This is a genomic window from Peribacillus phoenicis (assembly GCF_047238085.1).
GTDB lineage: Bacteria > Bacillota > Bacilli > Bacillales > DSM-1321 > Peribacillus.
In genome coordinates, this window is record NZ_JBDFMF010000001.1 from 3,812,834 (window position 1) to 3,826,210 (window position 13,377).

11 protein-coding genes are annotated in these 13,377 nt (G+C 40.5%); 7 read left to right on the forward strand and 4 right to left on the reverse strand.

The features are described from left to right. Window positions 1–311 precede the first annotated feature (311 nt). The 7 genes from ABC374_RS18705 (at window position 312) to ABC374_RS18735 (ending at window position 6,856) form a co-directional block, all read left to right on the forward strand. Window positions 312–527, forward strand: a complete 216-nt coding sequence (locus ABC374_RS18705; RefSeq protein WP_214770800.1) for a hypothetical protein — start codon at window positions 312–314, stop codon at window positions 525–527. A gap of 789 nt (window positions 528–1,316) precedes the next feature. Further along, window positions 1,317–2,498, forward strand: a complete 1,182-nt coding sequence (gene pgsB, locus ABC374_RS18710; protein ID WP_048687556.1) for a poly-gamma-glutamate synthase PgsB — start codon at window positions 1,317–1,319, stop codon at window positions 2,496–2,498. 15 nt (window positions 2,499–2,513) lie between these two features. Next, window positions 2,514–2,963 carry a poly-gamma-glutamate biosynthesis protein PgsC gene (pgsC, locus tag ABC374_RS18715; protein WP_048687555.1) on the forward strand — a complete coding sequence of 150 codons (450 nt, stop codon included), beginning with the start codon at window positions 2,514–2,516 and terminating at the stop codon, window positions 2,961–2,963. A gap of 10 nt (window positions 2,964–2,973) precedes the next feature. Next, entirely contained in the window at window positions 2,974–4,257 is a 1,284-nt protein-coding gene (locus ABC374_RS18720; protein WP_413019389.1) for a CapA family protein, read from the forward strand. Window positions 4,258–4,331: 74 nt separating this feature from the next. Beyond that, window positions 4,332–5,915 (forward strand): gamma-glutamyltransferase family protein, encoded by a 1,584-nt coding sequence (locus ABC374_RS18725; protein WP_413019390.1) that lies wholly within the window; start codon window positions 4,332–4,334, stop codon window positions 5,913–5,915. Between the two features lie 69 nt (window positions 5,916–5,984). Further along, window positions 5,985–6,134: a CapE family protein gene (locus tag ABC374_RS18730; RefSeq protein WP_157831026.1), complete on the forward strand. Its 150-nt coding sequence runs from the start codon at window positions 5,985–5,987 to the stop codon at window positions 6,132–6,134. An 83-nt stretch (window positions 6,135–6,217) separates the two neighbouring features. Beyond that, the gene (locus ABC374_RS18735; protein WP_413019391.1) at window positions 6,218–6,856 is read left to right on the forward strand and encodes a poly-gamma-glutamate hydrolase family protein; all 639 of its coding nucleotides are present in this window, start codon (window positions 6,218–6,220) and stop codon (window positions 6,854–6,856) included. On the opposite strand, the gene ABC374_RS18740 is transcribed toward ABC374_RS18735, so the two are convergent. The 4 genes from ABC374_RS18740 to ABC374_RS18755 form a co-directional block, all read right to left on the reverse strand. Continuing rightward, window positions 6,853–8,055: a C40 family peptidase gene (locus ABC374_RS18740; RefSeq protein WP_350299817.1), complete on the reverse strand. Its 1,203-nt coding sequence runs from the start codon at window positions 8,053–8,055 to the stop codon at window positions 6,853–6,855. The two genes, ABC374_RS18735 and ABC374_RS18740, sit on opposite strands and share 4 nt — an antisense overlap. A 687-nt stretch (window positions 8,056–8,742) precedes the next feature. Then, window positions 8,743–9,408, reverse strand: coding sequence for a DUF2642 domain-containing protein (locus tag ABC374_RS18745; protein ID WP_413019392.1), 666 nt, complete (start codon window positions 9,406–9,408; stop codon window positions 8,743–8,745). 23 nt (window positions 9,409–9,431) lie between these two features. Beyond that, window positions 9,432–10,787, reverse strand: a complete 1,356-nt coding sequence (locus tag ABC374_RS18750) for an arsenic transporter (protein ID WP_413019393.1) — start codon at window positions 10,785–10,787, stop codon at window positions 9,432–9,434. A 249-nt stretch (window positions 10,788–11,036) separates the two neighbouring features. Beyond that, window positions 11,037–13,118 carry a methyl-accepting chemotaxis protein gene (locus ABC374_RS18755; RefSeq protein ID WP_413019394.1) on the reverse strand — a complete coding sequence of 694 codons (2,082 nt, stop codon included), beginning with the start codon at window positions 13,116–13,118 and terminating at the stop codon, window positions 11,037–11,039. Between the last annotated feature and the right edge of the window lie 259 nt (window positions 13,119–13,377).

Here is a 13,377-nt window from a genome sequence, read left to right on the forward strand (position 1 = left end):
GGCTGGAAGTGGATATTTCCCTTTGTTTTCAGAATATTTAGTGTATAATTGATTAAAGGAATATTTTAACTTAAATAATCATTGCTTCCAATACCTGCTACTGCAAATCCCGAAATTTCCTTTCAACACCATGCACGGGCACTTATACTCAGTAAGGATCCATTGCATGCTTTCTCTTGAATCAAACCATTTACAACTTTATTCTCAAAAAAACACGATTTCCATTCCAAATTTGTAAAAAAAGGTTAAAATCAACTAATGATATGTTACTATTAAACCAAGACCTTTTAACCCCATAAGGAGGAATTCATATGAAACGTTTTTTCAAATTCATCGCAGATTTTAACGAAAGAAAAGCACTGGAACGGGAAACCGAAGAGTTCTTTCGCAAAGAATACGAAAATTATATGAAGATGAATCCTGACAATCAAGGAAAAAGAAGGAGATTAGCTCCTAGACTTTATGTGATTGATGGCGGTAAAAAGGGCTCCAACCTTGAGATTTCTGACAGAAAGAAATCCAGTTAATCTGATTCCTTCCATAATAAGCTACGCATGCTGTAGCTCAAGACCCACAAACGTTAAATCTCCAGGATGAACGGAGATCCGTGACCATTCCATTCATTTACAATATATAAGCCGAAAGCTCAGAAATACTTCTGAGCTTTTTTTATTTTTCATTCTTCTATAAACACTATATCTATAGAAGAAACTAGGTATTTTTTTAAAAAAATGGGTTAACTTTAGTTTATTTCATGTTTTAGGTAAAAGTTCAATTATAGGCCCATGGGTATTTCCGAAGAGAAAACCGAAAAACATTAAAAAAAAGAGATGTGTGCTTTTACTCATCTTTATCCATATTCAAAAGAGTTCAACTAATTGAGTCGTTAGATGCAATATTTCACATTGAATGACAAATGCATAAAAATTATTACGTTTATGTCAAACAATGGGTATAAACAATTAACAAACTGTAATAAACCTCACTTTTCAAAAATAATTATTATTCAAATATAGCCATTATGAATTAGGTTCAAATGCTCATGAATCTATTTTGATTCTGACCAAAATGGGTTTTTATTAAACTTCCCATAATTTAGTGTAAATAAACCGAGGATTCTCTTGATTTCCAGCCATATCTTTGTACTCATAAAACAATTTATCCCATTAGATACTATTACACTCCAATATACATTTATTTGAAAAAGCTAATAATAACTATATTACGATAGAATAATTGGCTCTTGCCTATTAAGTTTAAAATCATGTAGTGTGTATTCAGTAATTCAAATATTTGAAAAAAAGAGAGGTTAAAAAATGGCACCAATATTTATTTGTGCGATCTTTTTGCTTGGTTATGGCATTTTTGAACAAAAACGCCATCAGAAGCGTCTCGACTCCATCCCGGTACGTGTGAATGTGAATGGGATTCGAGGGAAATCCACTGTAACGCGTCTAATTACAGGAGTGATCCAGGAAGCTAAATACAAAACAGTAGGTAAAACAACCGGAACGTCAGCAAGAATGATCTATTGGTTTACCGACAAGGAAAAACCGATTGTACGCCGCCCGGAAGGACCCAATATAGGAGAACAACGGCGTGTAGTTAAAGAAGTTGCCGACTTAGGCACAGAAGCACTGGTTTGTGAGTGCATGGCCGTACAGCCTGACTATCAACTAATCTTCCAAAACAAAATGATACAGGCAAACATTGGGGTCATCGTGAATGTATTGGAGGACCATATGGATGTCATGGGACCGACTTTGGATGAGGTTGCTGAAGCCTTCACTGCTACCATTCCCCATAATGGTCACTTAATAACCATCGAAAGTGAATATTTGGACTTTTTCAAGCAAATTGCCAAAGAACGCAACACAAAAGTGATCGTTGCAGACAATTCCAGAATTTCGGAAGAATTCCTGCGTGAATTCGATTATATGGTATTTCCTGATAATGCATCACTGGCCTTGGCCGTTGCTGAAGCTTTGGGCATTGATGAAAAAACGGCTTTTCGCGGCATGTTGAATGCGCATCCCGATCCAGGTGCCATGCGGATCACCAAATTCGGAGATCCCATCCAGCCAACTTTCTTTGTCAATGGCTTTGCTGCAAATGACGCGTCATCTACTCTGAACATATGGGAACGTGTCAATACGTTCGGATACAGCACAGAACCTCCTATCGTCATCATGAATTGCCGTGCCGATCGTGTGGACCGTACTGAGCAGTTTGCTAGAGATGTATTACCTTACATAAAATCTGAAATCGTCATTGCCATTGGTGAAACCACATCACCGATTACAAGGGTATTCGAGCAAGGGAAATTGGATACTAAAGAATATTGGGATTTAGAAAACTGGTCAACTGAAGAAATCGTGGCCCGTCTCCGCCCATTGATGAAAAATCGCATCGTCTACGGTGTCGGGAATATTCACGGTGCAGCGGAACCATTAATTGAAGCATTCATGAAATCTAAAACAAAGCAAAAAGCAAGTTAAGTAGGAGGAACCTTAATGTTTGGATCGGATTTATATGTAGCCCTAGTACTTGGAGTAACGCTTAGCCTTATATTTTCAGAAAAGACGGGTGTCGTACCCGCAGGACTTATCGTGCCAGGTTATTTGGCATTAGTATTTGATCAATGGGAAATCATGCTGACCATTTTGATCATTAGTGTGGTAACTTATTTAATCGTCACTCACGGCCTTTCAAGATGGGTGATTTTATATGGAAGAAGAAAATTCGCCGCCATGATGGTGACCGGGATTTGCTTGAAACTACTATTGGACTTAGTCTACCCCGTCATGCCATTTGAAATATTCGAGTTTCGGGGAATCGGTATAATCGTACCTGGATTGATAGCGAATACCATACAAAGACAAGGAATGCCATTGACACTTGGCAGCACGCTTTTATTATCCGGCTTAACTTTCGGTTTAATGAACGTGTACTACCTATTCTGAGGTGCAAAAAATGAAACGGACTTTAAATGCAAAAGAAAAAACACTTATCTTTATTAAACGCACGAAGAAAAAGAATCTTAAATACACTGGAATCATACTACCTATATTACTAATCGCATTAGTCATTACCACTTGGATGGGACGGGCTGAGGAAGTGAAAACAACCGCTCCAAAATCCGATCAACCATTGACAATGACAATGGTCGGTGATGTGATGATGGGACGTTATGTTGAAGAAGTTACGGAAAGGCACGGGTATGAATACCTCTTCCGGTATATGAAGCCATATTTCGCCAATTCAGATTATGTCAGTGGGAATTATGAACATACCGCTTTAAAAGAAGAGGTATCTAACTACAAGGAAGCAGATACGCCCATCCGATTAAACTCGAATACTAATGGTGTGGAAGCCGTTAAAGATGCTGGCTTCTCTGTGGTGTCTTTAGCCAATAACCATATGATGGACTATGAAGAACAAGGACTTCTTGACACGATTGATGAATTCAAAAGTGCGGATATGCACTATGTCGGTGTTGGATCAAACACTGCCGAAGCAAAAAACAGCATCGACTATGCGGATGTTAATGGCGTACGTGTCGCAACACTTGGCTTCACAGATATTTACGGTAAGGATGCCGTGTCAAAAAATGATAAAGCCGGACTATTGAACTCCAACCCTGATATATTATTTGAAATGATCGGCAAAGCAAGGAATGCCAAGCAAGGCAACGCAGACTTGGTTGTGGTGAATATGCACTGGGGACAAGAGTATTCAACATCAACAACCGCTCGTCAAAAAGACTTGGCTAAGGCTATCATCGATGCGGGGGCTGACATCATCATCGGCCATCACCCCCATGTGCTTCAATCGTTTGATGTTTATAAAGATGGAATCATTTTCTATAGCTTAGGAAATTTCATATTCGATCAAGGCTGGACACGCACAAAGGATTCAGCTATGGTTCAATACCATTTAGCGGTAGACGGAAAAGCTACAATCGATGTCGTACCACTGCAAATTGAAGAAGCAACACCAAGGCCAGCTACCTCTTCAATTGACAAATCACGTGTTTACCGACAGTTGACGAAGGAAACGAGTGAAAAAGTCCAGTGGTCGAAAAAAGAGGATCGCATCGAGATTACCTTGGATCACAAGAAGGTAATCGACCATAAGGCACAACGTGAACAAGAGGAAAAGGCAGCAATGGAAAAGAAAGCTGCACTGGAGAAAAAAGCAGCACAAGAGAAAAAGGCCGTACAAGCTAAACAACAGGAAATGCAACCCATTCAATAAGGAACGCTTTGTCACTACTATTTGAAGAATGAAGACACACAACTTAGAAGCTCAACGAAAAGGGGGAACAACCGATGATTAACCGTATGACGGGAAAAGTGCTCATATCCCTAAGCTTGCTCATATATATTGCTGGATGTTCGAAGACACCCCCTATTTCTGACACGAATGATCCGATAAAGAGTAAAACGGAACAATCATATGGGGTCAGTTCTTCAAACCCAATCGCAATAGATGTCGGTATGGATATATTGGAAAACGGCGGAACGGCGGCTGATGCCGCCATTGCGGTATCGTATGTATTAGGTGTAGTTGAACCTTATGGATCTGGCGTGGGTGGCGGCGGCGGTATGCTGATTGCCCCGGAATCCGGCGATCCCGAATTTATCGATTATCGTGAATCCTCTCCGGAAGACCCAAGTTCAAGACACGATACAGGGATTCCTGGCTTAGTGGCCGGCATGCAGGTTATAAGTGATAAGTATGGGAGCGTTCCAATGGCAGATCTTCTTCAGCCGGCGATAGATTTGGCTGAAGACGGATTTGAAGTCGACGAATCGTTATCATCACGATTAGAAGCGGCTCAGCCAAGGATATCTTCCGATGCGACTTCACTTTTTTATCCTGATGGTGATGCCATTAAACCAGGCAAAACCCTCGCCCAAGAAAGACTTGCCGAAACATTGAAGAAGATCCAGCAGGAAGGTCCTGATGGTTTTTATAAAGGGGAAATTGCGCGGGATATTAAAAGAGAATCAGATATCGACTTGATGGATTTAAAGCGCTATGAGGTGAAAGAACGGAAGCCGGTCCAAGGAGCATTTGCCGGTTATGATGTTTTTACCGCCCCTCCGCCCTTTTCAGGAATTACAGTTCTTGAAATGTTAAAGCTAGCCGAGGAAATGAACCTAGGTGATTCTTCAAGTAAATCAGCTTATATGAAAGTCTTGGGGGGCATCACGGATACTGCTTATCAAGATCGGTCCGCCCATGTTGGAGATGGAATAAGTCACTCCAAGGCGGAAAAATTGCTCTCCCCCATTCACTTGGATAATCTTAAAAATAAGATCAAAAGTGAAAAATGGGAAGATAAAGAATCGAATGGTTCCGAAGAACATGAAAGTACGACACACTTTGTGATAATGGACAAGAATGGCACTGTCGTTTCCACAACAAATACGCTCAGTAACTTTTTCGGATCTGGGGATTATACGAATGGATTTTTCCTTAATGATCAATTGAAAAATTTCAGGTCCGGCTTGAACTCTCAAGAGGCATATAAACGGTCAAGAACTTTCACCGCTCCGACCATTCTCAAGAAACCTGGGCGGGAATCGATTGGGATCGGCTCACCAGGCGGTGATAGGATTCCGCAAGTATTGATGCAGGTTCTTTATTCTTATACAGAAAATGAAGGAACATTTCAGGATATCGTCGACCGTAATCGGTTCGTCTTTGATGGAAAGAAGATTTATACAGAAGCCAAGCTTTCGGATGAAACAATATCCGACTTGGAAGATTCAGGATATGAAGTCATTCAGAAGATTTCCCCCATGTATTATGGCGGGGTTCAAGCACTCGTTAAAAACGAGAAAAATGGACAAATATCCGGAGCTGGGGATAAACGAAGAAATGGAAGCTGGAAAGCTCAGCAATAAACGAGCAATCCAGCTCCTCCTTTTCTAAATATCACATGAATTTTAGCGATGTATAAGGGGACTTAGAATATGAATATCGTAAAAAAAATAACAAGCTGGGTCATACCCGTTTTTATAATAGCTGCCCTGCTTGTGACAATGAATACGTTTAAACGGACAGAAACGTTAACACCCGACGAGCAAAAAAAGATAGAACAATATACGACTGTCGAAAAATGAAAAAAGCCGGGGCATCCCCGCTTTTTTTATTTTTGCCGTCAAAGGGCGAAAGATTAAAACCAGTACAGATACGGAGGCTAACCATGAAGGAAAATAACTATACTGATTTTATTGAACTAGAGCAAAATGAACAAGAAGACCTCGATTACCGCATCATCGTTCATCACAGGAATCCTGATATTGCAGTTCTAGCCATACATGGCGGGAACATCGAACCAGGAACTAGCGATATTGCAGCCGCTCTTGGAGAGAGACTTTGTGCAAGCACCTATCTATTCGAAGGTCTTAAACCAAGGGGCAACCAGGTCCTCCATATAACATCCCACTTGTTCAATGAACCGGTCGGCGTTTCAATGGCAGCGAACGCACAAACCACCCTTTCCATTCATGGCCACTACGACGTACATAATGCGCTGGTTTACATTGGCGGAAGGAACGAACCCTTTAAGAAACTTCTTCAGCAATGCCTTAACCAAGCTGGATTTCAAACTGATCATGCACCGCAGCACCTTTCAGGGATGAAAGTAAACAACATCACCAACAAATCCAAAACGGGTGCAGGCGTGCAATTGGAACTTTCCACTAAGCTTAGAAAAAGCTTTTTCAAAGGTGATGACTTTACCAGTAAAAACAGGGTAAATCACTGTGATCTTTTTAAACGGTTCGTTACTGCCATTGAAAAAGCGACTCTTGAATATAAACAGATTGAATGGCCTTCTTAGTCCATAAGGCTTTCAACTTGACCGAAGCTTTCGAATTTCTCGGCAAAATAATCTGACGAAAGATTGGAGATATGAACGCCCGTGTTTTCCGTTGTATGGAGAAAACGGCCATCACCTAGATAAATACCTACGTGGGTCACACCCAGCCTTGTTCCTGTGTCCCTAAAAAACACTAAATCCCCTGCCTTTGGATTTTCGATTTTGGGCAGCAATGAGAAGTAATCTGCTGCAGAACCCCGTTTTACTGAAAGCCCCTGTTCCTTCATGACCCAATAAATGAATCCGCTGCAATCCATTCCGATCATCGGATCTTCTCCACCGAAAACATAGTTGAATCCGCGTAGAGTGTATGCATACTTGATGACATCATATGCTTTATCATATGCAGCCTCCTGGTTTACATAAAACGGATATAACGGGTTGCTGTATAGTTGAAGATACTGCCCTTGCATCAACTCATCCGTAGTTAAAGCGTTACGACTCTTGATCGTACTCATGGAAATGCTGTAATTCTCCGATATACTTTTAAGCGTTTCTCCCGTTTGGACGATATGCTCTCCTTTAGGCGTATATGTTTTGTAAGCCACTTGGAATTTTGCAAAGTAATCTTCTGTAGTGGATCTCACCTGAACCGTTTCTGCACCGTATCCAGAATTGACAAATTGGTTTTTGCCGACATAAATACCCGCAGTCACGACTTTTAAGCTGTCTTTTTCCAGAAAGAATATAATATCCCCCATTTTCGGAGTGGCTGTATCCATCCCTTGCTTATAAAAACCATCTACTGTCAAACGGTCGACCGGCACATTTTGCCGGGAAAGCACCCAATGAATCAATCCGCTCGAATCAAATCCTTTTTCAGGCGTCTCCTCTCCAGCTGTCTTTTTAAACCCTATAAAGGATTTCGCATAGTTTGCAATTTTTTTTCCTCTCTCCGACCATTGATAGATGGAGGGAGTATACGCCGTTTGAATGATTGTCAACCTTTGGCCCGCAAATAACTTATCATCCGGTAAACCATTCGTTTTCATTAATTGCTCAGCCGATATCTCATATGTCTTGGCAATCGATTCAACCGTTTCGCCAGAGGTTACAGTATGCACAGGATCTGCTGCCTCGGCCTTTAAGCCAGGTAAAAAAGTGAAATTGACCATGAATACCAATGTAAGTATCATACCGCTTAATTTTCCATTAAACATTTTAACCCTTCCTTTATAAGCTGAAATATTTTTAAATATACGATGTTCAAGTAAACTTCAACATATGAATCTTTTATCCTATCATCCACCCAATCAGATGAACCTTAACTCTCATCCCAACAATATTATCGGCGAACCTTATAAAACATTTAGCCTATTTTTTACAAATGATCATCAATCCGATTCAATAAAACACTTTCAAAATAAACCATTATTCCTATATTATGTTCTTTTACCGTCACAGTGTGACTTTCCCTGGAGCTACCCAGGTCATGGAAAAATGTTCATGGTTGGAATCGAAGAATTACTAGAGGATTTTATTTTTTTTTACAGAATGGGTAAAGTTAGATTAGGCCAGTGATGATAAAGTCGTACTAACGATATAGGAGTGAAGATGTTCAACATAGTTTAGGAAGGACAACGTATTTGAGGTTTGGCATAAACAGACGTTGCTGTAACAGGATGAACTACACATTAGGCTTAGCAATCTCTAAAAAAAGAGCTCGTTTTTTACATGATTAAAAATATTGATGGCCCCATCGGACTCCCATATTACAGATCAAACGGAAATTTATTATGAAGGCGATGGATTTTTGAACAGGAACCCGAATCCATTGGTATCATCCATCATCTAGCAGAAGAAAATAAGGGGAAAGCTTAAAGCGCCTTCCCCTCGTTTCTATGAATCTATGGCATGTACACCGTTTTAATATGTGAAAGCTTCAAAAACACATGATCCCCATTGGCTGTCGTTAATTCAACCAAGTTGTTTTCCGCTTTTTTAAGCATACCGATTTTCATCGGGTCCTCTCCCCCATCAAATACTACTAGCTTTCCTGCATTTTTCTTTAATTGGTCTTCCAAAGAACGCAGCATTGGCACATCTGAAGGGTTAACGGGAAAACTCTCTTTACTGAGTGTATAGGGTGTGGCATTTTGATTGTACGGAGTAAGCCATTTAAGGTGATGCAGCGAGACATACATCATTTTATATACAGGCGAGAAGAATGCAAAGTAATCATTGAAAACGTTGGTGATATAGCCGTGTAAAGGAATGTGTCCAGCTACATGGATTTCTGAAAAAACCCCTTTTGCGTTCATTAGTGTTTTACGATAGGAAATCGACGCCATGTCTTCCATCATGGGGGACTCCATGGGAGTTTTAATCTCGTTATCTACCTCTGTACTCAGATTGAATCTATGGACGTGCAGCATAGGAAAATACAAAAACTGCTGTCCATTGAACAACACTAGAATATCCGTGCTCAGATCAGTTAGAATTCCTTTGAAAGTTTTTTTTCCTGAGATTTGGACATCAATCTGTTTACCCAGTAATGCAAAAGCATCACTCATTACTATCTCCTCCTAGGGGTTATTCAGCTAAAAATCATTTGCACCCAATAAAATAACAAGAGCAGTGTCACCACTGTCGCTATTGGTATGACTATCAGGGATACACTTAAATAATCTTTCCACTTAATTTTCACTTTGTTTTGTTTCAGGATATGCATCCAGATAAGTGAGGCAAGAGTACCGATGGGCAATAATAATGATCCCATGTCACTACCGATTATATTAGCTAGATAGATAGTTTTTAATGTGATCGGATCCAGTCCCATTTCGGTTAAGGTAATGGTACCTATCATTAATGCTGGATGATTATTGAAGATGTTTGATAGCATCGAAACCAATCCTCCCATGACAAAGCTCGCACTCAGTAACCCTTGATTTACAATCGGTTCGCATATCTGTACGAGCATGGCTGTAAGGCCTACATTATCTAGACCATAAATGATCACATACATGGAGAATGCGAATATCAGGATGTGCCATGGGGTCTTTTTTAAAATATCGACAGGGTTTGTCCGTAAATGGTACCACCTCCAGATCAGTAAAGATAAAGAGCCAAGTACAGCAACCCACTCGATTGGAATGGAAAAATAAGAAGCTACAAAGAGTAAACAGCGCACCACGAACACATAGAGCAATACTTTCAACATGAATTTTGTGCGTTGCCTTTTTGTTTCAACCGTCATTTTCCCCTTTAAGGGGTGGAAATTCTTAGTGAAGAAACTTTCCTCTATGTCATAAGAAATATTCGGCAGTTTCTTGGGCAATTTTTTCTTGACCACTACGAACATCAACCATGACATGAAGACCAACCCCAAAGTTGCAGGTACAAACATCATGGCAGTATGCATATAAAGCGTCATGTGCACAATTTTCAAAGCGATTAAATTAACAATATTACTCACACCAATTGGCGCACTTGAAGCTGTTGCAATCAATGCTCCACTCAAAAGATACGGGATGGCTTCATGCGGTTTTAATCTGAGATTTTTCAAAAGCAAAATCAAGATGGGGGTCGTAATCATGATGCTGCCGTCGTTATTGAATAACAAGGTCATTAAAAAGCACAATAATTGAATATACCAATACAGACGATACCCCGATCCTCGGGCAAGGATCGCAAGTCTCGCAGCCGCCCAGTGAAAAAAGCCGAAACTTTCCAAGATGACTGCCATGACAATCGTTGCCATGATGGTGATCGATGCGCCCCCGATTTTATTGATGATATCCAAAATATCGCCTTGGGATACTGTGCCATTCAGTAAAATTATCACTGCACCGATTGAAGCTGGCCATGCTTCATTGATACCTCCTGGCCTCCACAATATAACTATCATTGTCATGACGAACACAAAAATAGTCATTCCTATTTCGAAATGCATGTTGTTCTCCCCTTTTTGGGCCTTGAGCCATTGGACCCTACTTGTCCGATTCCTATATATTATTCCCCTTTGTAAAAAAAGCATGGATACTTGACCAGCCCCTCTAAATTGTACTTTTGTACTTCTAGTGATTTTGTCCACTAAAGAGAGATGCCCAGTTCACAGAAATCAGGGTCAATGCAATACAACAAAAAAGGGGAAACCACTTAGTGGCCTCCCCTTTTCGCAACGCTTATGTTTTCCATTCCTCTAATTCTTTATCTGGAATTCCCCAAGCGTATGCTCCAAATCATTTATTAACTGTGTTAGCTGCTGTGTATATTGAGCTAGTTCATTGGATGAAGCTGCTTGTTCCTCCATCGATGATGCAATTTCTTCTGATGAAGCAGTCGTTTGCTGAGATACGGCGGTGATTTCTTCTATTACTTTAATAACCGTTTCTTTCTGTTGATTGATGCTTTCAATTGATCGTGTTTCTTCCTGGATCGAATTGGATATTTTCCCGACGGAATCCTCCAGCTCTTTCATGGCTTCACTTACCGTGATCACGGCATTTTTCTGATCCTTGCTGATTTGATTCGTTTCATTGGTCGTCCTCAGCAATTCCTCTGTATCTGACAGAATGCTTTGGATGATGGCTTGAATGTTTTTTGTAGCTTCTTTTGAATCATCAGCCAAGCTCCTTACTTCATTCGCCACGACAGCAAATCCTTTGCCGGACTCACCTGCCCTTGCCGCTTCTATGGATGCATTCAAAGATAACAAATTGGTTTGTTCCGATATTTTCGAGATGGCATTCGTGACATCGGAAATGGTTTTTGATTTTTCCACAAGTCTTAAGCTCATGCTGTTGACTGCAGCAAAAGCCATTTCTAGCTTATGGTACGACGTTTCCAAACCACTTACCTGTTGTTTCCCTGACTCTATTTTTTCAGATGCAAGCTCCAATACGGTTTGGGTCTCCCTCGATTTTTTTGATAACCCATCGATTTCTCCACTAAGAACCTGGATCGTGCCCGCACCATGCTCCACTTGTTCAGATTGATTCGATGCTCCCGTTGCAATCTCTTCTATCGCGCGTGAAACATCAGTAATGGCCGCACTATTCTCAGCAGCTATTTGGCTTAAGCCGGAATTGGCCTTTGTCACCGATTCCGCATTTCCGTTTACCTTCTCAACCAATCCTCTTAATTTCCCCAGCATCGAGTTATAGCTTTTGCTTAAGTCCCCAATCTCATCATTGGATTTAATGGCAAATTCGGACACTAAATCCCCACTAGCTGTCTTTTCTATGATTTTTTGGAAGTCGGCCATGATCTTCGTTAACTTTCCTGCTAGATAAAGAGCACATGCCGTCCCGAATAGAAGACCTAAAACACCTGATATCACTACGATTCTATTAATGTCATCCAGCTTTGATTGCAGTATTTTTTCTGGAGTGAGCGCCAAAACCTTCCAGTTCACTTCAGGGACCGTACTCAATTCACCTGTATAATCTTCACCATCCAACGTCAAGGCCTGATTCGCCTTGACGTCCCCGTTATACATGTCGGCCACCCACTTGAACTCTGAATTGAATCGGTCAGAATCCGCCATGAAATCCTCCACACCTTCTTCCATGCCGCTTTTTTCAGGATTCATATTCTTCCCGTCCATACCCTGCATGAATGAACTCACGATAAAACCTTGTGAATCCAATATAACCAGATTGCTAGTAGACTCTTTTTCGATGGTTGTCCTCATTTTCCCGATTGTCGAAAGGTCGATGTCATAACCAAGGGCTCCTGCCATTTTCCCGTCCGATAAAACGGGCGTGACAACGGAAGTCATGATCATCCCTGAAACTCCATCTCTATACACATCCATCCATTTCGTTTCTGGTCTTTCAGTCAGCTGCGTATAAGTCTTAGTCTCCCTAGCATCCTGATTGAAATCCATTTGGGGCGAAGCATACAAGGAACCATCCGATCCATCCATATAATAAACGGAAATTAAATCCTCATTGTTCTTTTGAAAAGCCTCTAACGTTTTTTGGATATCCTTGATTGAATCACCATTCTTGATTTGATTGGAAACCAGCTGTGATAATTGCTCTAGCGAATTTTCATACGTTGACATGCTCAAATTGATTTGTGCTGCCGCATTTTGGGCCGAGCTTTTGTTGATGGATATACTATCTTCTTTAAAAATGGAGGTCACTTTTACCCCCATTATCGAAACGGATACGACTATAGCGAGAAAAACGGATGTACATATAAATAATAACCATTTTATCCGGAGTGATATCCTCCTCTTCACTTTTTCTTTCTTTTCAATCGATGAACTTCTCATTAATAATTTCCCCTTTTTATTTGACCTGCAAATGCTCTCGCTTACCTGTGTGAAAACAAAGATTCAATTTATGCTCAAAATGGATCCTTCCTTATTTACGATCACTTACTTTATTTTTCCACATAAACATACTATATACCTAATTAAACCTTGTCAATTGCCAATTAAGGATAAATACGTAGGCATAAAGAACTTATCGCATTTTCAAATTCAAAAAACCCTTGGATTACATAGAATCCAAGGGTTTCACATGGGAAAA